Origin of the sequence: Streptomyces zhihengii, assembly GCF_016919245.1 — a bacterium.
In the GTDB taxonomy this organism is placed as follows: Bacteria; Actinomycetota; Actinomycetes; order Streptomycetales; family Streptomycetaceae; genus Streptomyces; species Streptomyces zhihengii.
Genome location: NZ_JAFEJA010000002.1, coordinates 1225330 through 1244991 on the forward strand (window position 1 = coordinate 1225330; position 19662 = coordinate 1244991).

Genomic DNA, 19662 nt, shown 5'->3' on the forward strand with positions numbered 1-19662 from the left:
TCCGAGTACGGTGTTCGCGAATGATGTTCGCGAATCATGTTCGCGATCGATGCGAGGGAGTTGCCATGCCACGCTTCGCCTGCAACGACGATGTCCGGATAGCTTTCGAGGATCTCGGCGGTGAGGGCGGCGACCCGCTGCTGCTGGTGATGGGGCTGGGAGCCTCGCGCTTCTGGTGGCCCGGCGGGCTGGTGGCCGAACTGGTCCGCCGCGGCTTCCATGTCGTGGCCTACGACCACCGCGATGCCGGCCAGTCCACATACCTGCCGGACCGGCGTGAGGGCGCGCCCGTCGCAGCCCTGCTGCGCCACGCGCCCCCGGCCTACAGTGCCGAGGATCTGACCGACGACGCGATCGCCGTCCTCGACGCGCTCGGCTGGGGACGAGCCCACCTGTTCGGCCACTCCATGGGCGGGCTCGTGGCGCAGCGCATCGCGATCCGTCACCCGCACCGCGTGCACACCCTCGCCACGTCCTCGGCCGTGCCCAGCGACGTCAAGGGGCTGCGTGTCCTGCGCTACCTTCGCGTGGCATCCTTGGTCCGTTTCGCCAGGTTGCGTCATCCCGAGACCCCGCAGGGCGACCTCGCCCTGGCCGTGGCCGTCGCCCGTGTCATGGCCGCACCCGGCCAGGACGTCGACGAGGGCGACGTGCGTGAGTTCGTGGAGGAAGAGGCCGCGCACCAGGTCACCAGCTTCCGTGACCGGAACGCACAGAGCCGCCAGATCGGTGCGAAGTGGCACGGTGGTCCGCTCGCCGGGATCACCGCACCGACCCTGGTGCTGCACGGACTGCGAGACCCACTGCTGCGGGTGTCCGCCGCACGCGACATCGCCGCGGCCGTACCCGGCGCCCGCCTGCGCGCGCTGCCAGGTGTCGGGCATTTCCTCGTCGGCGACGTGTGGGCCGCATACGCCGACGAGCTGCGTGCGCTCGCCGACCGCGTCGACGGCCGATCGGCCACCCTGTGTGAAGACTGAGCGTCATGCGGTCGGCGCGGGTCACACCGGCGACCCCCGCCTGTCGGCAGGAGCGCCGGCCGCAAGCTGCCGGTGCACGCGGCGACACCCGGCGACATGCCGCAACACGGCTACGTCCGCATCCGAACGCGGCCCGGACGTGCGCATCGAGCCCGGTTCCGGCTCCACGTCCTGGCCGGGGAGCCGTCGCCCCTCGTGGGCCCGCCTGCTGCACCGGGCGCTGTGTGACGCCAGTCTTCAACAGCTCGGCCCCTGTTGAGAGCAGTGCAGTACCTTTCGTTCATGGAAAACGCAGGCCTTTCCGGCGGGACACCGGCACGAGCGGATCGTCTCATCAGGGTGCTGTCGTGGTGGTGGGTGTCGGCTCCGCTCCTTCTGTGCGCACCGGCGATCGCGCACGCGATGGGATGGCCGGAGATGCGACGGGAGGCCGGTCGGGCGTTCGGTCTGCTGGCTCTGCTCACCGCCGTGCTCGCGCCCGCAGTTGGATTGGTGGTGGCACGGCTCGCGGACCGGCGAGACGTACGCGGGCGATTCTTGATCATGGCCGCGGTGTCCAGCGTTCCGGTTGTCTTCTTCCTGGTCTTCGGACTGCTGCTCGCCGAGTGCCCGGACGGTGCGGCCGGCTGCTGAGCCCCTGCCTCGTAACCGCGGCCCGGTTTCCTTCGAGCGAGGCAGGTGCCCTGCAATTTCACTTGCCGGTGCACCGGTTGCTCTGCCTCCCGAATGGGTGAAGGCTGGTCATGAGGGTCCTGTGGCGGGCGACCCGGCAGCATGTATGACACTCCCGCCGCGATCCTGGGCAATCATCCGGTCACAACGCGCCGGGTCGGTGTCGGTGACTCGGCTCACCAACCGTGCGGTACTCCTGCCGGGCGTCGAGGGCGGTACGTTCAACGCCAAGCTCCGCTCCGGAACCGCCGCCTTCGCATCCTTTCGGATCGTGCACGGCATCGCGATGTCCAGCCTCGGTGTCCGTGCGACGGAAACCCGTCCCACGGACAACCCCTCAACGCAGCAGCAGGCGGCTCGCCGGCCCGGAGCGTTGATCTGGAGATCGACAAAGGCGGCGATGCCGACAGGATCGCTGCCGCGCGAAATCCGAACGGGCGGGGCCGTGCAGTGCTCGCCACTGAGGCGGGTCACCCGTTGGGGCCATCACGCAAAGGACCAAGCCGTCGGAGGCGGCCATGTCACACCTGGAACCCACGAACCACTGGGTCAAGCACACCTCAAGCATCCCTGCGAACTTCGGCGAGGAGATCAAACTCTTCGTACGGGAGTACAGTGACGGATCCGGCGGTACACCCAAGCCGGTCCTCATGCTTCACGGCAGGAGCGTTCCGGCTCTGCCCGGCTTCGACCTCGTACTCCCCCCGCCCGGCGGCTCCCCGCACCCGGACACCAGCTACAGCTGGGCCCAAGCCCTGGCGGACAAGGGCTACGACGTGTACATCATGGACCTCCAAGGGTCCGGGCTCTCGCCCCGCCCGAGGATGGACGACCCGTGCAACGCCAATCCGGCCCAGCGGGGCTTCCTCAAGACCAATCCCGGTACGGGGCACTGCTCCGCGACAGCGTCCTACCCCTCCCAACTGGGCAACTCCCAGAGTGAATGGGACGAGCTGGGCACCGTCGTCAAATTCATCAGGAACCGGTGTGCCAACGAGCAGGTGTCCTTCATCGGCTGGTCTGCGGCCGCGTTCGTCATGGGGCCGTACACACTGCAGCATCCGGGTGACGTCGCGAGGCTGTTCCTTCTCGCGCCCATGTTCCCCCCGAACGGCCGATGGTCCACGGACCCCGCCGCAGCGTTCGCTCCGCCTGCCGGAACAGGCCTGCCCACAAAGGCCGTGTCCGACCCGGCCGCGGCCTTCGGGTTCCCGATGAACCTGACCAGCAAGGCGGGGCTGCAAGCAGGCATCAGTGATGCGACTCTGGCCGATCACGTATGGCGGGCCATCATGGACAGCGACAGCACCGGCAAGAAGTGGGGTGGTGCAACCGCCGGGGCACCCGAGGGCGTCATGCGGTGGCGCAACTCCTACTGGTGGGGCTGGAACAGGAGCACCGTGCCGCACGGCCCCACGCTCGGCAGCACTGTGCCGGTGTGCATCGTCTATGGGGACCAGGACAGAACGGCCAATACTCCGGAGGAGCTGGGGCCGGTGCTGCACTTCTCCGTTCCCAAGCTCTACCAGGCGATCCCGGGCGCCGACAAGCTGATGTTCCGTGTCGAGGGCTGGGACCACAACCCGGTGTGGGAACGCAAGGCCAACCAGCTCCTGCAGCACATGTGCGTGAAGTGGCTCGAGGACAAGAAGGTGTACGGCGTCCAGAAGGGAAGCTGGGTCAGGGACCTCGACGGCGTGCTGTCGCCATCGGAATGAGCCCCTGGCCGACAGATGGCGCCAGGGACAGGATTTCCGGAGAACGCCGGAGGGCCGGAAACCTCACGGATTCCGGCCCTCCGGCGGCATGCGCCGCGCGCTTGCGCCCCGGGTCAGTCCTGCCCGCCGAAGCGCTCCCGGTAGGACTCCATGTCCTCGTCGGTGATCTTCGCGAAGAGCACGGGCGGGACCGTGAACGCGGTGCCGGCCGGGACCGCGTCGAGCGAGCGCGCCTGCGCCGGGCTCACCCAGCGCGCGGTGTCGGACTCCAGCGCGAAGGCCGCGCGCATCGCGGCGGAGGTGGTGGGGATGAACGGCTCGGAGACCACGGCGTAGAGGTGGATGAGGTTCATCGCCGTGCGCAGGGTGAGCGCCGCCGCCTCGGGGTCGGTCTTGATCTCCAGCCAGGGCGCCTTGGTCTCCAGGTACGAGTTCCCCGCGGACCACAGCGCGCGCAGGGCCTGGGCCGCCTTGCGGAACTGGAGGGTGTCCATGTGGGTCTCGTACTCGGCCAGCAGCGAGGCGACCTCCTCGCCCAGCCGCGTCTCGGCCTCGCCGGCCTCCGTGCCCTGCGGCACCAGGTCGCCGAAGCGCTTGCGGGAGAAGGAGAGCACCCGGTTGACGAAGTTGCCGAGGGTGTCGGCCAGGTCCTTGTTCACCGTGGCCGTGAAGTGCTCCCAGGTGAACGCGGAGTCGTCGGACTCGGGAGCGTTCGCGATGAGGAAGTAGCGCCAGTAGTCGGCGGGCAGCAGCTCCAGCGCCTGGTCGGTGAAGACACCGCGCTTCTGGGAGGTGGAGAACTTGCCGCCGTAGTAGGTCAGCCAGTTGAAGGCCTTGACGTAGTCGACCTTCTTCCACGGCTCCCGCACGCCCAGCTCGGTGGCCGGGAACATCACGGTGTGGAAGGGGACGTTGTCCTTGGCCATGAACTGGGTGTAGGTCACGTCCGTGGCGCCCTCGGGGCCGTACCACCACGACCGCCAGTCACGGGTCTCGCCCGGGGCGGCCGCGTCCGCCCACTCCTTGGTGGCGCCGATGTACTCGACGGGGGCGTCGAACCAGACGTAGAAGACCTTGCCCTCCGCGGCGAGCTCCGGCCACGTGTCGGCCGGGACGGGCACGCCCCAGTCCAGGTCCCGGGTGATGGCACGGTCGTGCAGGCCCTCGGTGAGCCACTTGCGCGCGATGGAGGACGCCAGGTGCGGCCACTCGGCCGAGACCTCGTCGATCCACGCCTCGACCTGGCCCTGCAACTTCGACTGGAGGAGGAAGAGGTGCTTGGTCTCCCGCACTTCGAGGTCCGTGGACCCGCTGATCGCCGAGCGCGGCGCGATCAGGTCGGTCGGGTCGAGGACCCGGGTGCAGTTCTCGCACTGGTCGCCCCGGGCGCGGTCGTAGCCGCAGTGGGGGCAGGTGCCCTCCACGTAGCGGTCGGGGAGGAAGCGCTCGTCGGCCGGCGAGTACACCTGCCGGATCGCCCGCTCCTCGATGTAGCCGTTCTCGTGCAGACGGCGCGCGAAGTGCTGCGTGATCTCCGCGTTCTGGCTGCTGGAACTGCGGCCGAAGTAGTCGAAGGAGAGGGCGAAGCCGTCGTAGACGGCCTTCTGCACGTCGTGGGCCTGCGCGCAGAACTCGTCGACGGGCAACCCGCGCTCCTTCGCCGCGAGTTCCGCGGGGGTGCCGTGCTCGTCGGTGGCGCAGATGTAGAGGACGTCGTGGCCGCGCCGGCGCAGATAGCGGGAGTAGACGTCGGCGGGGAGCATGGAGCCCACCATGTTGCCCAGGTGCTTGATCCCGTTGATGTAGGGAAGTGCGCTGGTAACAAGGTGTCGAGCCATCCTGAGATGCTCCCTTTCGTGTGTACGGAGCCGTCCGCGGGGCAGTGGCAGGCTCGGAGAGTGCCAAACACGACGGCCGTCTCGGGACAGGCGGCCAAGCGAGTCCACGAAGACGGCCAATCGGCGTTCATCCTACGTGACCAGCGGCGGTGATCCGCGCGACGCCGGCGGGCGGCCCGAGGCGCCGGACCGGCCGCTCGCCGGACGGCCGGATGTCCCGTGCCCGGGCATGGGCCCGGGCACGGCGTGGGGCGGGGCGCGGGGGGTGGCGGCCGAGGAGGGTACGGAGGGCCGCGGGGCGGTGTCCGCGCATCTGGGGGCGCGCAGCAGATTCCAGCCGGGCCGGCGGGCTTCGGAGAACGGGCTCCTCCCGCCGGACGCGGCCCTCGCCGCCCGGTCCGGCACGGCCTGACGCGAGCGGCGGTGATCCGCCCCCCCCATGACGGTGATCCTCCTGGGCCGACCGCTCGTACACTGACGCGCATGGAGGACCACACGGTCACCGGGATCGGCGCACGGCCCGCGCCCGCCCTGCGGGAGTACGTCGACTCCTATGTCGGCTTCGACCTCCGCGGGCTCCCGGCGGGGGTGCACTGCGGCCCGCCGAGCCGGGCGCTCACCGCGGTGATCAGCCTGTCGGACCCTCTGGAGGTGGCGGCGGGTGTCGACGACGGATCGCCGGTCACCCGGTTCGGCAGCGTGGCCGGCGGTCTGATGTGCCGGTCCGTCGCGATCCACCACGACGGACGCCAGCTCGGTGTGCAGATCTCGCTGACACCGCTCGGCGCCCGGGCCGTCTACGGCCTGCCCGCCGCCGAGCTCGCCCACCGGCTGGTCCCCCTCGACGAGCTTCTCGGAGGGCTGGCGGCCGAGCTGGTCGACCGGCTCCGGTCGGCCACGACATGGGCGGCACGGTTCACCGCGCTGGACGAACTGCTCCTCCGGGCTGTTGGCCGCGGCGCCGGCGAGGACCGCGTGCGACGGCTCCGTCCCGAGGTGGCCGAGGCATGGCGCCGCCTCGTCGCCGCGCGGGGCTGCGTCCCGGTCGGGGCGGTCGCCGCGGAGCTCGGCTGGAGCCGGCGGCACCTCACCGAGCGGTTTCGCGGTGAGCTCGGCCTGTCCCCGAAGACCTTCGCCCGAGTCCTGCGCTTCGAGCACGCGCACCGACTGGCGGCGGCGCGGGACCCGCTCCCGTGGGGCGATGTGGCCGCCGTCTCCGGCTACGCCGACCAGGCCCATCTCGTGCGGGACTGGCGCGAGTTCACGGGCCGGTCGCCGACGGCCTGGCGTCGCGGCGAAGTCCTCCTCGGAGCCGGGTAGCGCCGGCTGCGCGCCCTTCGCGCCGGCTTCTCTTCCCTTTTCTTCAAGACCGCCCGACCGCCGGCGCGGACGATCGTCGGCATGAGACTCCTCAACGACGAACCCCGTGCCATGGACCTGCGGACCGTCCCCGTGCACCTCGGACTGGGATCGACGGCGAAACCCGTCGAGGGCTTCGCCTGGGACCCGGAGGCGCTCCGGGCCTACAGCGCCGCGGTCGCGGCGGACGGCGCCGAGGGCCGGATGGTGATGATCTTCGACGGCGACGGGCCCGGCGACCACTGGGAGCGCCACCCCGCGGGAGACGAGCTGGTCGTCTGCCTCAGCGGGTCGGTGACGGTCACCCGTGACGTGGACGGGGTGCCCGACCGCGTACCGCTCGGGCCGGGCGAGGCCACCATCAACCCGGCCGGGGTGTGGCACGCGGTCGACATGGAGGGGCCGTCGTCCATCCTGGCCGTCACCGCGGGACTCGGCACCGACCACCGTCCCCGGACCGACCCCGGCCCGACCGGACACGCCGGCACGCCCGGCCCGGAGGAAGCGCCGTGACGACACGTATCGCGTGCCTCGGCGACAGCCTCACCCGCGCGCAGTTCAGCGTCGACTACCTGGAACTTCTCGGACGACGCCACCCTCCCGGCGAGGTGCGGCCCGCCCGCCTCGGCGTCAACGGCGACTTCGCCTACAACCTCCTGCAACGCCTCGACGCCGTGGTCGCCGACCCGCCCGAGGTGATCACCGTGCTGATCGGGACCAACGACGCCCGAGCGAGCCTCGCCGGCTACCCCGTCGAGCAGGCCGTGAAGCGCAAACGGCTCCCCGGCCGCCCGTCGGCCGGCTGGTTCCAGGAGTGCCTGGGAGCCGTCGTCGCACGGCTGCGGGCGGAGACCGACGCGACGATCGGTCTGCTGTCGCTGCCGGTACTCGGCCAGCGACTCGACGGAGCGGCGGCGCAGGCGTCCCACGCGTACAGCCGGATGATCGCCGAGGTCGCCGCCGGCAACGGGGTGGCCTGCCTTCCGCTCCACGAACGCCAGATCGAGGAACTGCGCCGGGCGGACCCGCCGCCGATCGCGTACCGGGAGGTGACCCCCGCGGAGGTCGTCGGCGTCCTCGCCCAGCACAAGGTGCTCCGCCGCAGCCTCGACACGATCTCGCGGCGGCGAGGTCTCGTGCTCACGACCGACCAGATCCACCAGAACAGCCGCGGCGCGGCGCTGATCGCCGAGGTCATCGACGCCGGTCTGCTCGCCCGGAGCGGCTAGCCGCTCCGGCGCCCGGCCGCCCGGCCGGTCGGATGCCGTCCGCCGCGCGGACGACGCATGCGTCGAGGGGCGGCTCGTGGGCCGGTGCCGTCTCCTCGGAGCGCCGCGGCCCGGGACGACGGGCGACGCGGGTGGCATCGGCCGCCCGCGTCGCAGGAGCACAGGCCGTCAGGCCGGCTCGGTCAGTTCGGCCGCGCCGAAGGACACGTCGAAGCGGTCGCACCAGATGGCGAGGCTGGAGAAGTCGGCCGGGTCCACCGTCGGGGGTACGGGGTAGTTCTGGTCGCCCTTGTTGCCCTTCAGCTTGCCGAGGCTCACATGGGCGCCGTCGTCGAACACGTGCCAGCCCGCGCGGCCCTCCACGACCCGCGCGTCGGTCAGCAAGACGCGCAGGTCCGGGCCGTTGCTGGTGTCGAGGTTCTCCAGGCGGATGGTGTGGCTGCCGTCCGGCAGCCGGATGAGGCGCACCGTTCCCGAGGTCTCGTGCTCGTGGCTGATGAGCCGGCCCTCGGCCACCGTTCGCGGTGACGGCGGGGGAGCGGTGGCGGACCCGGTGGCGTCGGACGGCTCGTCCGCGGCGGGCGCGGTGCCCGGCAGCGCCTCCCGCACCGTCTCGTCCTGCCAGAGCTTCCACGGCTGGAACCAGTACAGCCCCACTCCCGCGAGGGCGATCGCCCCGGACAGTGCCACGGCCCAGGACCTGCGCCTTCGATGCCGCCCGTCGTCCATCGCGGCCCCCCTTCACGTACGTCGGAACGCCATTCAACGATGCCGGGCACCGGCCGCGCCAGCTCGCCGCACTCCCGCCCGCACGGAGCCGGTCCCCGCCTCCCCGGCGGGATCACCAGCCGCCGGTGCCGGGGCCGCCCTTGAACGGACCCTGGATCTCGGAGGTGATCCAGCCGCCGTAGAAGTCCCCCTCCTGGGCGACGACCTCCTCACCGCCGACGGTGCAGTGCAGTGCGGAGGGATAGAAGGCCAGGTGGCCGCGGAGGGCCTCGTACCGGCCGAGGGGCTGCTCGTAGCTCCAGGCGGCCCCGGGCACCACGATGTCGTCGGTGACGACGTCCCAGTAGGACGCCGTGCCCTTCCACTCGCAGTGGGTACGGCCCGGCCGGGCGCGCAGCAGCTCCGCCCGGACGTCGCCGCGGGGCACGTAGAACACCGGCGGATGGCTGGTCTCCAGGACCCGCAGGCTCGCGCGGGTGTCCGCGACGACCTGGGAGCCCGCCCGGACGGTCACGCGGCGGTCGTCCCCCGCCAGTTCCGGGGGCCTGGGGTAGTCCCACACCGACTCCATGGGCCGCGCGCCGGACCGCGGCATGCCCTGGGGGCCGCCCGGTGTGCCGTCAGTGTTCATCGAGGTCTCGATTCCCGGTGTCGTCCGACTGCCTGTGCCACGTGTTTCCTCCGCACCCCGGCCCACGGATGCGCGCCCGCCACGGGAGCGGCGCCGCGCGGGAGCGTCCGCCGGGGGCGGCCGTCGGACGACTGCCCGGGACCGCTGCCGGGGCGCGCGGCCCGGGGGATCCTCGCCTCCCGCCTGTCCACTCCGTGAGACGACACCGGTTCCGCCCACCGGCCCCGCGAAGTCGCCGGGTCGTTCGGCGTCGAACGGTTCCACGAGGTCCCCCGCCCTCTCCGCGGTCCCGGGCAGCGGACGGGGCGGGAGCGCCGGCCGACGGGTGTTTGACGCGTCCCGGGGCACGGGCGATCGTTCCCGTGCGCGGCACCGCTCCGCCCGCACGTGCGCGCGCAGCCGCTCCGTCAGTCATGAAGGGGTTCGTCGTGATACCTGCACGGAATGTGAGCCTGCTGCCGCAGACCAACCAGTTGCGCGCGCTCCACACGGTCGTACGCAACAGGGGCGTCTCGGGACGGGAGTTCGAGGTCTTCTCGCGCCGGATCATCCGGCTGCTGCTCGAAGCGGGGCTGGATCTGCTGCCGTTCGAGGAGCGCGAGGTCACCACTCCCGTCGGGGAGACCTACCACGGGCTGGGTTTCACCCGGCCGGTCTGCGGCGTCTCCGTGGTACGCGCCGGGGAGAGCATGGAGGCCGAGCTGCGCGAGATGATCCCCGGCATCGGCATCGGGAAGATCCTCATCCAGCGCGACCGGCGGACGAAGCAGCCCGAGCTCTTCTACCACCACCTTCCCGCGGGCATCGCCGCGAGCCATGTCCTGCTGATGGAGCCCATGCTCGCCACCGGCGGATCGGCGCTCGCGGCGCTGGACGTGCTGCGCAAGGCCGGAGTCCCGGACGAGAACGTCGTCCTGGTCAACTTCCTCGCCTCCCCGCAGGGTCTGGAGCGGCTCGGCCGTGAGGCCCCGGCCGTGCGGATCGTGACCTCGTCCGTCGAGGACGGTCTCAACGAGCACGCGTTCATGGTTCCCGGGATCGGCGACTTCGGGGACCGGTACTTCGGCACGGTGGCGACCACCTCATGAGACAGCGTCTCGCGACCGACTCCGCGCTGACCGTGCTGGCGCCCGTCGTCTGGGGCAGCACCTACCTGGTGACCACGGAGTTCCTCCCCCCGGACCGCCCGCTGCTCGCCGCCGCGGTGCGTGCGCTGCCGGGCGGGCTGATCCTCACCCTGCTGGGCAGGCGGCTGCCGTACGGCCCCTGGTGGTGGCGGGTGCCGGTGCTGGGGGCCCTGAACATCGGCTTCTTCTTCTACCTCCTCTTCCTCGCCGCCTACCACCTGCCGGGCGGTGTCGCCGCGCTGGTCGGGTCGGTGCAGCCGCTCGTGGTGCTGGTGCTGTCGGCCCTGCTGCTGAACGAGGCGGTCCGCGGCTGGCAGGTCGGTGCCTGCGTGCTCGGCGCGCTCGGTGTGGGCATGCTGGTGCTCGGCCCCGAGGCGCGGCTCGACGCGGTGGGGGTGGCCGCCGGGCTGGGGGCCGCCCTCTGCATGGCGTCGGGCATCGTCCTGACCAAGCGCTGGGGCCGCCCGCCGGGGGTGGGGCTGCTCACCTTCACGGGCTGGCAACTGGCCGTCGGCGGTGTGCTGATCGCCCCGGCGGCCCTGGTCGGCGAAGGGCTTCCCGAGCGGATCACCGGGACGAACGTGGCGGGCTTCGCCTACCTCAGCCTCATCGGCGCCCTGCTGGCGTACGCGGTCTGGTTCCGCGGGATCGAGCGGCTGCCCGCACTGACCGTCTCGCTGCTCGGCTTCGCCAGCCCGGTCGCCGCCTGCCTCCTCGGATTCCTCTTCCTGCGGCAGGGCCTGACGCTCGTCCAGGCCGCCGGTGCGGCCGCGGTGGTCGGCGCGGTCCTGCTGGCGCAGCGCTCGACGGCCCGGGAGTCCCGAGCGGCGCGCGGCCCCGCCCCGGCAGGCGTCCGGCGGACCCGCGCGGACCGGCCCGAGGGCGCCGCACGGTCGGCTCCGCACCCCGCACAGAAGGAGGAGGCGTGACGCGCCCGGTCCTGTTCGACCTCGACGGAACCCTCGTGGACACCCCGAGCGCCATCGTCGAGAACTTCACCGCGACCCTCGCCTCGCTCGGCCTCCCGGCCGTGTCCGCCGAGGACATCCGGGGCACCGTCGGCAAGCCCCTGGAGAAGGCGTTCGCCGAGCTCATCGGTGACTTCCCGGTCACCGTCGAGGAGGCCGTCCCCCGCTACCAGCGGCTGTACCGCGAACAGATCGTGCCGCGGGCCCAGTCCCTGCTGTATCCCGGTGTCGCGGACGGTCTGGCGCGGCTGCGCGAGGCGGGCTTCGTCCTCGCCGTCGCCACCAACAAGCACACCGCGAGCGCCGAGGTGCTGCTGGAGGCGGCGGGCATCCGGGGGCACTTCGCCATGGTGGTCGGCGCGGACGCCGTCACGGAGCCGAAGCCCGCGCCGGAGACCGGGCTGCTCATCGCGGCCGGCCTCGGTGCTCCGGCCGATCGCGCGATCATGGTCGGCGACACCACGCACGATCTGCTGATGGCCCACCGCGCCGGGATGCGATGTATCGCCGTCACCTACGGCATCCACTCGCCCGCGGAACTGGCCGCGGCCGGGCCCACCTGGACGGCGCGGTCCTTCGCCGAGGTCGTCCAGCTCATCGTCGACGCGGAGTGAGCGCGGAGTGAGCGCGGGGCCCGTGGGCCCCGCCGCCCCGGCGGCTGCGGCCGTGGCACGCCGCGCCGCCCTTGGGATCGCCGGCGCGCAGCGGCACGGCCGTCCGCCCGCGCACCGGCCCACCCCGCACGTCCAGCACCAGGCCGACACCGGCACACCCGGCCCCGGCTGCCGGGGCCGTCGCAGCTCACACTCCCGAGGGGATCTTCGGACATGGGCATCACGTCACCGAGACCGGAAGAGCACCACCACGACTCGCTGCCGTCCCTGCTGCGCCGTCAGGCCCGCGCACACCGCGGCCGCGTCGCCGTCTGCGGGGCGGAGGGCGACCTCACGTTCGGCGAACTGCGGGACGCGGCCGAGCGGATCGGCTCCCACCTGGTCGGCCTCGGGGTGCGGCCCGACACCTGTGTCGGCCTCTTCGCCGAGCCCTCCGCGGACGTGGTGACGGGCGTGTGGGGCATCCTCACGGCCGGCGCGGCGTATCTGCCGCTGTCGCCGGACTACCCGGACCCGCGGCTGCGCTACATGGCCGACGACGCGGGTGTCCGGGTGGTCGTCACCCAGCCGCACTTACGCGGCCGGCTCCGCGGACTGGTCTCCGAGGGGACGGTGGTGGTCACCGTCCGCGAGGCCATGGCCGCGGCCGGCCGGCATCCTCTTCCCGAGGTGAGGGGCGAGCACCTCGCGTACGTCATCCACACCTCGGGGAGTTCCGGCAGCCCCAAGGGCGTGATGATCGAACACCGCAGCATCGTCGCGCAGGTGCGCTGGCTGGAGCGCAACGGCCACATCGGCCCCCAGGTGTCCGTCCTGCAGAAGACGCCGATCAGCTTTGACGCGGCGCAGTGGGAGATCCTGGCCGCGGCCGCAGGCACCCGCGTTGTCATGAGCACGCCCGGTATGTTCCGGGATCCGCAGGGGATCGTCGCCCTGATCCGCGAGCGGGGCGTCACCGCGCTGCAAGCCGTCCCCACACTGCTGCGCGCCCTCGCCGACACCGACGGCTTCCCCGCCTGCGCCACACTGGCGCGCGTCTTCTCCGGCGGGGAGGCGCTGACCCGCTCCCTCGCCCAGGACCTGTACCGCGCCCTCCCGGGCATCTCGCTGGTCAACCTCTACGGCCCGACCGAGACCACCATCAACGCGACCTCTCTCCGGATCGACCCGGACTCCCTCGGCGACTCCTGCCCCTTCCTGCTCCCCGTCGGACATCCGGTGGACGGCGTCACCTGCCACGTCCTGGACGAGAACCGGCGTCCCGTCGGCGCCGGCCGGAGCGGGGAGCTGTACATCGGCGGAATCCAGGTCGCCCGCGGCTACACCGGACCCCCGGACGCCACGCGGGAGCGCTTCCACCCCTCACCGTTCCACCCCGGCGAGCGCCTCTACCGGACGGGCGACCTCGCCCGGTGGAACACGGACGGCACCCTCCAGTTCGAGGGCCGCGTCGACAACCAGGTCAAGCTGCGCGGTCACCGGATCGAACTGGAGGAGGTCGCGTCACGCGTCGAGGAGCACCCCTGGGTCCGCAAGGCCGTCGCCGTCGTCACCCCGGACCCGCGCACCGGCTCCCCGACGCTCGTCGCCGCGGTCGAACTCGACGAGCGCACGGCCGCCCTGATGGACCAGGGCCGCGCCGACTCCGGACACCACCGGTCGAAGTCCTCCAGGCTCCAGGTCACCGCCCAGCTCGCCCACCGCGGTCTGCGGGAGCCGGCCCTCCTCGCCGGACGGCCGGTCGTCCGGCTCGCCTCGCCGGAAGCATCCGACGAGCAGCGCCTGACCGCCTTCGCCCGCAAGACGTACCGCTTCTACGAAGGCGGCCGGGTGACCCTCGACGACGTGCGCGCGCTGCTCGCCCCCCGGCCCGCCGAGGCCCCCGCCCCGGGCGAGGTCACCGGTCTCACCGCCGCCGAACTCGGCCACCTGCTGCGGTGGCTGGGCCCGCACCGGAGCGCCGAGCGCCTGCTGCCGAAGTACGCCTACGCCTCTCCCGGCGCCCTCTACGCCACCCAGCTCTACCTGGAGATCGACGGCGTCGCCGGACTGTCGGGCATCTACTACCACCACCCGGTCGACCACACCCTGGTCCGGGTCGGCGACCACCCCTCGGCGGGCGGCGCACCCGGGCTGACGCTCCACTTCCTGGGCAAGCGCCGCGCCATCGAGCCGGTGTACCGGAACAACATCGGCGAGGTGCTGGAGTTCGAAGCCGGACACATGCTCGGCGTCCTGGAGGAGGTGCTGCCCCCGTACGGCCTGACCGTCCGCCCGGCCGGCCACCACCCGTCGGTGGCACCCCTGCTCGACGCGGCCGACGACGACCACTACCTCGGCACCTTCGCGATCGTCCCGCACGACGGCCGCCCCCGGCCGGAGGAGGCGGAGCTCTTCGTCCAGGCCCACGGCGACCGGGTCGCGGGCCTCCCGGGCGGGCTCTACCGCCTCCACGAGGGCGAACTCGTCCCGGTCGGCGCGGACGTGGTGGAGCGGCGCCATGTCATCGCGATCAACCAGGGCGTGTACGACCGGGCCTCGTTCGGCATCAGCGCCGTCTCCCGCGCGAGCGAGGCGTGGCGGCACTACATCGTCCTCGGCACGCTGCTGCACCGGCTCCAGCGCGTGCCGGGCATGGGCCTCATGTCGGCCGGCTACTCCTCCCGGTCCGGCCACCCGCTCCCGGCGTCGCTCCGCCTGGACGAACTGCTGCGCCTGGCCCGCGTGCCCGCCGCACCGGCCTCCTACTTCTTCGTCGGCGGCCGCGTCACCACCGGGCAGACCGAACACCAGGGCATGGACGAGGACGCCGTGCACACCCAGGGGCCGGCCGAGATGATCCGCGAGGACGCCGGGCGCTTCCTCCCCGACTACATGGTCCCGGCCCGGGTGGTCGTGGTGGACCGGCTGCCCGTCACCGCCAACGGCAAGACCGATCTCACCGCGGCCGCGCTCCTGCCCGAGGTGACGGCGGCGGGCACCGCGGCCGTCCATGTCGAGCCCGCCACCCGCACCGAGCGCTGGCTGGCCGCCGAGTGGGGCCGGCTGCTGGGCTACGAGAAGGTCTCCACCCAGGACGACTTCTTCGCCTCCGGCGGCAACTCCCTGCACTCCGTGGCTCTCGTGAACAGGGTGAACCGGCGGTTCGGCACGCGCCTGCCCCTGCAGACGGTCCTCGACGTCCCGAGACTGGCCGACCTGGCGGCGCGCATCGACGACGGCGCACCCGCCTCCGCCTCGCGGCTCGTGCGCCTCGGCGGCGACGGCCGGGGCACCCAGGTCTTCGTCTGGCCGGGGCTGGGCGGCTACCCGATGAACCTGCGCCCGCTCGCGCAGGGCGTCGCCGGTGAACGCTCGCTGATCGGGATCCAGGCCCACGGCGTCAACCCGGGCGAGACGCCCCACACCACGATCCGCCGGATGGCGGAGGCGGACGTCGCCGAGATCCGCCGGATCCAGCCGATGGGCCCGTACACGCTCTGGGGCTACTCGTTCGGCGCCCGGGTCGCCTTCGAGGCCGCCTGGCAGCTGGAGCAGGCAGGCGAGAAGGTGGAGAACCTGCTGCTCATCTGCCCGGGAAACCCGCCGGTGCGGAAGCGGAAGGGCGCGGGCCGGGCCCGCGCGGCGTCGTTCGCCGACCCGGCATACGTCTCCGTCCTCTACTCGGTGTTCGCCGGCACCGCCCACGGCCCCGGTGTGGACGCCTGCCTCCGCGAGACCGCGGACGAGGACTCCTTCACCGCCTTCGTCCGCCGGACCATCCCCACGCTCGACGAGGGGACCGTGCGCCGCGTCACCGAGGTCGTCGCGGTCACCTACGCGTTCGAGTACACCTTCCGCGAACTCCGGGAGCGCCGAGTGGAAGCACCCGTGACCGTCTTCAAGGCGCGCGGCGACGACTACTCCTCCCTGGAGAGCGCCTCCGGCTGGTCGGCCCGCCCGCCACGGGTCGTCCACCTCGACGGGGACCACTACGAGGTGCTCCGGGAGGACCGCGTCGCGGAACTGGTCGCCGCCATCCGCGGCCTGGACCCCGCCCGGGGAGGCTGACCCGTCACGAGACCGGCCGGCGCCCGCCGGTCCCCTCACCCGCAACGCCCCCGCAACCCAACCCCGGGGCCGCCGCGAGGGCGGCCCCGTATCCGGAAGGAACCCGGCCGTGCCCCATGTCACCGTCCAGCACTTCACCCGTACGTTCACCGATGCCGAGAAGGCCGATCTCGTCGAGGCGGTGACGGAGGCGGTCACCCGCGTCTTCGGCACCGGCCCGGGGAACGTGTCCCTCGCCGTCGAAGCGGTCGATCCGTCCGACTGGACCGAGCAGGTCTACCGGCCGGCCGTCGAGGAGCGGCCCGAACTGCTGTGGAAGCACCCCGAGTACACCCCGTCGGCCGGCGGCGAGGGCGACCGATGAGGTCCGCGGGCCGTGCGATCCCCGTCGTCCCCACCGCGGAGGTCCGCGAGGCCCTGTACGAGGGCCGGCCGGTCGTCGCCCTGGAGTCCAACGTCATCACCCACGGTCTCGCCTACCCGGCCAACGTGGAGGCCGCCCACAAGGTGGAGGCGGCGGTGCGCAAGGGCGGTGCCGTACCGGCCACCATCTGCGTGGACGGCGGTGCGATCCGGGTCGGCATGTCCGACGCGGAGATCGAGCGCTTCGCCTCCGAGCCGGGCATCCCGAAGGTGTCCAGCCGCGACCTGCCGGTGGTCCTCGCCCGGGGCGGCCGGGGCGCGACCACGGTCGCCTCCTCGCTCGTCGCGGCCGAACTCGTCGGCATCCCGTTCTTCGCCTCGGCCGGTCTCGGCGGGGTGCACCGGGGCGCGCCGACGACGATGGACGTCTCCTCCGATCTGATCCAGCTCACCCGGTCGAAGGTGGCGGTGGTCTGCGCCGGCGCGAAGATGATCCTCGACCTGAAGCTGACGATGGAGTACCTGGAGACGCACTGCGTGCCCGTGATCTCCACCGGATCCGACGACTTCCCGGCCTTCTACTGCGCCTCCAGCGGCGTGCGTTCGCCGCACCGGGTGGACGACGACGACCTGCTGGCCCGGATCGTCGCCACGCACTGGGCGGCCGGACAGCCCGGCGGTGTGGTCATCACCACGCCGCCGCGCCCCGAGGACGCGGTGGATCCCGCCGAGGCCGAACAGGCCATCGCCGAGGCCCTCGCGAGCGCCGAGCGGGACGGCGTGCGGGGCCAGGGGCTCACCAAGTACCTGATGCGCGCGGTCGACCGAGCGACCGGCGGCCGGACGGCGAAGGCCAATCTCGCCGTGCTCGTCTCCACCGCCGAGACCGGGGGGCGACTGGCCGCCGCCTACGCCCGCCATCGGGCCGCGGCCGCCTGACGCACGTCGTCACGGGCGGGGGGTGGCCGGCTTCGATCCGCCGGCCGCCCCGGCCCGCCCCGGCGGGCGGGCCGGCGGGCACCTCACAACGCGAGCGCGGGGACCCCGGGGGTACGGGTCGCGGCGCACACGCCCGGTGCCCGCGAGGGCGCCGCGGGCGCGAGGGTCGGCCCGATCAGCGGCATGACGGCCGCGAGCATCTCCGCCTCGCTCGCGGTCCCGTCCACGACCAGATCGGCCGCCGCCCGGGACGGCGCGACATGGGCCGCGTGGCGGTCCCGGCCCGTCTGCAGATAGTTGCGCAGGGAGAGCAGCGGGTCCTGCCGCTGCGCCTCGATCTTCCGGAGGATCTTGCGGGCCAGGCGTATGTCGTCGGGGGTGTCGACGTACACCCGCCACGCCGCGCGCCGCACCACCGACGGCAGTGTCAGCGCGAACAGCCCCTCGACCACCACCAGCAGCACACCGGGGCGCAGCAGCGCGGCGTCGATGGCGTCCGTCACGGCCGTCTCGTCGATCGACCCCGGATGGTTCCAGTCGAGGATGGAGTGTCCGCTGGCACTGACCGTCCACACACCTCGCAGGGGGTCGTGCGCGGGCACGTAGTAGTCGTCCAGATGGATCAGTGCCACGGTGTCGGGACACTCCAGCGACAGGGCTTCGGCAAGGGTGGACTTGCCGGATGCGGTGCCGCCTGCGACCGCCAGTACACCCGTCATACCGGGCGCTCCTCATGTGCTCAAAGGGAATAGACGAAGCGGCTGACAAGCCGAGTGGAGGGACTGTAAGGCCGCGTGCTCGCCCCTGGCAAGCAGGGAAAAGCGACCCGGCTCGGCGGCGGCCGGGACCCCGGCTTCCGGCCGGCCCGCGCGCCCGTCCCGGCGATGCCGCGGACCGTCGGCGGGGGCGTGGCGGGCCCCCTCGACGGCAGGGTTCCGTCGTCCGTCACGCACCTCGGGCGCGTGTCGACGCGAAGAACGCATCAGCTGCGACGAACCCCTGAAGCACCTTGCGGATGCCACCTCAGGGCTCTCCTTCACCTCTTGGATGATCCGCCGGACCGAGGGCCGCCCGGCGGGCCGCTTTCCGTGCGCTGATCCCATGGCCCCGACAGTCCGAAGACTGTTTGACTGACTCGCGCCGGCCCCGAAGCGGAGAAGTGGCTCTCGCCGACTTCCGGCCGGCCGGAAGGGCCCCGCGTGCTGTCCGTGGTGTTCGGCGCGCGGGGGCCCTCGTCACCCCGCCGTCCCGGCCGGCCGTGTGCCCGGTGGCCGGTTCAGCCGAAGTCGTCGGGGACGATGCGCAGTTTCTCCGCGATGCGGGCGAGGGCCTTCCGGTCGGTGGCGTTGAGCGCGTCGAGGACGGTGTGGCGTACGGAGCGCAGGTGGGTGGGCGCCGCCCGCTCGACGAGGGCGAAGCCGGCGTCGGTGAGTTCGGCGAGGGTGTAGCGGCCGTCGGCGGGGTCGGGTGTCCGTACGATCCAGCCGCGTTGTTCGCAGCGTTTGACGACGTTGGACAGGCGGGAGAGCGACCCGCTGGCGAGGAAGGCGAGTTCGCCCATCCGCAGCCTGCGCCCCGGGGCCTCCGAGAGGTGGCTGAGGACGAGGTACTCGAACAGGGTGAGGCCGTGGTCCTGCCGCAGTGGTGACTCGAGCTTGCCGGGCAGCAGCAGGACGAGGGAGATCAGCCCTGTCCACGCGGCCTTCTCCTGCTCGTCGAGCCATCGCAGCTCCTCTTCGTCCTCGTGATCGCCCGCGCCGCTCATGGGCCCCTCCGTCTTGGTCATGGATCTTCCCGCCTCTCCGACGACACCCGCAATGACTTTGCGCTTGAAGTCATCGCTTGCTAGTCTCACTTTACGCGTGAAGTGATGTCGGGGGAAACGCGCCCCCTGTGGACAGGAAAGAGGGACCACCATGAGCACCGTCACCTTCGGCGTCGCCCCCGGCTACGGCGAGAAGTTGCACGCGGCCCTCGGCTACAGCGGGGCCGTCCGGGTCGGCGACCGGGTCGAGATCTCCGGCCAGGCCGGGGTGGACGACGACCTGGTCCTCCCCGACTCGCTGGAGGACGAGATCATCCGGGCTTTCGACAACGTGGAGCGCACGCTCGCCACGGTCGGGGCGAGCTGGAAGGACGTCATCCACGTCAACTCGTACCACAAGGTCGAGCCGGGGGACGACGTCATCGGAGACGACCACAACAGGGTCATGGCCGAGCAGTTCCGCCGCTGGCTCGGCGGCCGCGCGCCGATCTGGACCGAGACCGGTGTCACCGTCCTCGGCCTCGCCGCCATGCGCGTGGAGATCCGCGTCACCGCCATCGTCGGCTCCGGGGACTGAACCGGTACCCGCGGCGACGGCGAGGGGCGCACTGCGGGAAGCCCCCGGAAGACGAGCGGGCGCGGGCGATGAGTTCCGGCGGGCCCGACGGTCTCTCCTGGTG

Annotated in this window: 18 protein-coding genes; 13 read left to right on the top strand and 5 right to left on the bottom strand. The window is 72.3% G+C overall.

Annotated elements, in window-relative coordinates; all coding sequences use genetic code 11:
• Positions 1–65: 65 nt before the first annotated feature.
• The 3 genes from JE024_RS33045 to JE024_RS33055 all read left to right on the top strand — a co-directional run bounded on the left by JE024_RS33045 (position 66) and on the right by JE024_RS33055 (position 3370).
• Positions 66–980, top strand: coding sequence for an alpha/beta fold hydrolase (locus tag JE024_RS33045; RefSeq protein ID WP_205377562.1), 915 nt, complete (start codon positions 66–68; stop codon positions 978–980).
• 282 nt (positions 981–1262) lie between these two features.
• Positions 1263–1613: a hypothetical protein gene (locus tag JE024_RS33050; protein WP_205377563.1), complete on the top strand. Its 351-nt coding sequence runs from the start codon at positions 1263–1265 to the stop codon at positions 1611–1613.
• Positions 1614–2170: 557 nt separating this feature from the next.
• Positions 2171–3370 carry an alpha/beta hydrolase gene (locus tag JE024_RS33055; RefSeq protein ID WP_205377564.1) on the top strand — a complete coding sequence of 400 codons (1200 nt, stop codon included), beginning with the start codon at positions 2171–2173 and terminating at the stop codon, positions 3368–3370.
• Between the two features lie 113 nt (positions 3371–3483).
• Here the strand turns inward: JE024_RS33055 and metG are convergent, their stop codons facing one another.
• Positions 3484–5208: a methionine--tRNA ligase gene (gene metG, locus JE024_RS33060; protein WP_205377565.1), complete on the bottom strand. Its 1725-nt coding sequence runs from the start codon at positions 5206–5208 to the stop codon at positions 3484–3486.
• A 483-nt stretch (positions 5209–5691) separates the two neighbouring features.
• Here metG and JE024_RS33065 point away from each other — a divergent pair, with 483 nt between their 5' ends.
• The 3 genes from JE024_RS33065 to JE024_RS33075 all read left to right on the top strand — a co-directional run bounded on the left by JE024_RS33065 (position 5692) and on the right by JE024_RS33075 (position 7796).
• Complete coding sequence (locus JE024_RS33065) at positions 5692–6528, top strand: AraC family transcriptional regulator (protein WP_205377566.1); 837 nt, start codon at positions 5692–5694, stop codon at positions 6526–6528.
• 81 nt (positions 6529–6609) lie between these two features.
• A complete protein-coding gene (locus tag JE024_RS33070; protein ID WP_205377567.1) occupies positions 6610–7080 on the top strand; it encodes a cupin domain-containing protein in 471 nt (156 codons plus the stop codon).
• Positions 7077–7796, top strand: a complete 720-nt coding sequence (locus JE024_RS33075) for an SGNH/GDSL hydrolase family protein (RefSeq protein ID WP_205377568.1) — start codon at positions 7077–7079, stop codon at positions 7794–7796. The genes JE024_RS33070 and JE024_RS33075 overlap by 4 nt, the downstream gene beginning before the upstream one ends.
• 168 nt (positions 7797–7964) lie before the next feature.
• Here JE024_RS33075 and JE024_RS33080 read toward each other — a convergent pair whose 3' ends face one another.
• Entirely contained in the window at positions 7965–8525 is a 561-nt protein-coding gene (locus JE024_RS33080; protein ID WP_205377569.1) for a DM13 domain-containing protein, read from the bottom strand.
• A gap of 112 nt (positions 8526–8637) precedes the next feature.
• Positions 8638–9156 carry a DUF427 domain-containing protein gene (locus JE024_RS33085; RefSeq protein WP_244883311.1) on the bottom strand — a complete coding sequence of 173 codons (519 nt, stop codon included), beginning with the start codon at positions 9154–9156 and terminating at the stop codon, positions 8638–8640.
• Positions 9157–9602: 446 nt separating this feature from the next.
• Here JE024_RS33085 and upp point away from each other — a divergent pair, with 446 nt between their 5' ends.
• The 6 genes from upp to JE024_RS33115 all read left to right on the top strand — a co-directional run bounded on the left by upp (position 9603) and on the right by JE024_RS33115 (position 17217).
• On the top strand, positions 9603–10244 hold the full coding sequence (gene upp, locus JE024_RS33090; RefSeq protein WP_205378479.1) for a uracil phosphoribosyltransferase: 642 nt from the start codon (positions 9603–9605) through the stop codon (positions 10242–10244).
• Positions 10241–11212 carry an EamA family transporter gene (locus JE024_RS33095; protein WP_205377570.1) on the top strand — a complete coding sequence of 324 codons (972 nt, stop codon included), beginning with the start codon at positions 10241–10243 and terminating at the stop codon, positions 11210–11212. Before upp ends, JE024_RS33095 begins: the two co-directional genes overlap by 4 nt.
• Positions 11209–11865, top strand: coding sequence for an HAD family hydrolase (locus JE024_RS33100; RefSeq protein WP_205377571.1), 657 nt, complete (start codon positions 11209–11211; stop codon positions 11863–11865). The genes JE024_RS33095 and JE024_RS33100 overlap by 4 nt, the downstream gene beginning before the upstream one ends.
• A gap of 213 nt (positions 11866–12078) precedes the next feature.
• Positions 12079–15915, top strand: a complete 3837-nt coding sequence (locus JE024_RS33105; RefSeq protein ID WP_205377572.1) for an amino acid adenylation domain-containing protein — start codon at positions 12079–12081, stop codon at positions 15913–15915.
• A gap of 109 nt (positions 15916–16024) precedes the next feature.
• Positions 16025–16279, top strand: a complete 255-nt coding sequence (locus JE024_RS33110; RefSeq protein WP_205377573.1) for a tautomerase family protein — start codon at positions 16025–16027, stop codon at positions 16277–16279.
• Entirely contained in the window at positions 16276–17217 is a 942-nt protein-coding gene (locus JE024_RS33115; RefSeq protein WP_205377574.1) for a pseudouridine-5'-phosphate glycosidase, read from the top strand. The genes JE024_RS33110 and JE024_RS33115 overlap by 4 nt, the downstream gene beginning before the upstream one ends.
• A gap of 83 nt (positions 17218–17300) precedes the next feature.
• Here the strand turns inward: JE024_RS33115 and JE024_RS33120 are convergent, their stop codons facing one another.
• Positions 17301–17936: a uridine kinase family protein gene (locus JE024_RS33120; RefSeq protein WP_205377575.1), complete on the bottom strand. Its 636-nt coding sequence runs from the start codon at positions 17934–17936 to the stop codon at positions 17301–17303.
• Positions 17937–18493: 557 nt separating this feature from the next.
• Positions 18494–19003 (bottom strand): MarR family winged helix-turn-helix transcriptional regulator, encoded by a 510-nt coding sequence (locus tag JE024_RS33125; protein ID WP_205377576.1) that lies wholly within the window; start codon positions 19001–19003, stop codon positions 18494–18496.
• A gap of 130 nt (positions 19004–19133) precedes the next feature.
• On the opposite strand from JE024_RS33125, the gene JE024_RS33130 reads away from it, so the two are divergent.
• Positions 19134–19559, top strand: a complete 426-nt coding sequence (locus JE024_RS33130; protein WP_205377577.1) for a Rid family hydrolase — start codon at positions 19134–19136, stop codon at positions 19557–19559.
• The last annotated feature ends 103 nt before the right edge of the window (positions 19560–19662 follow it).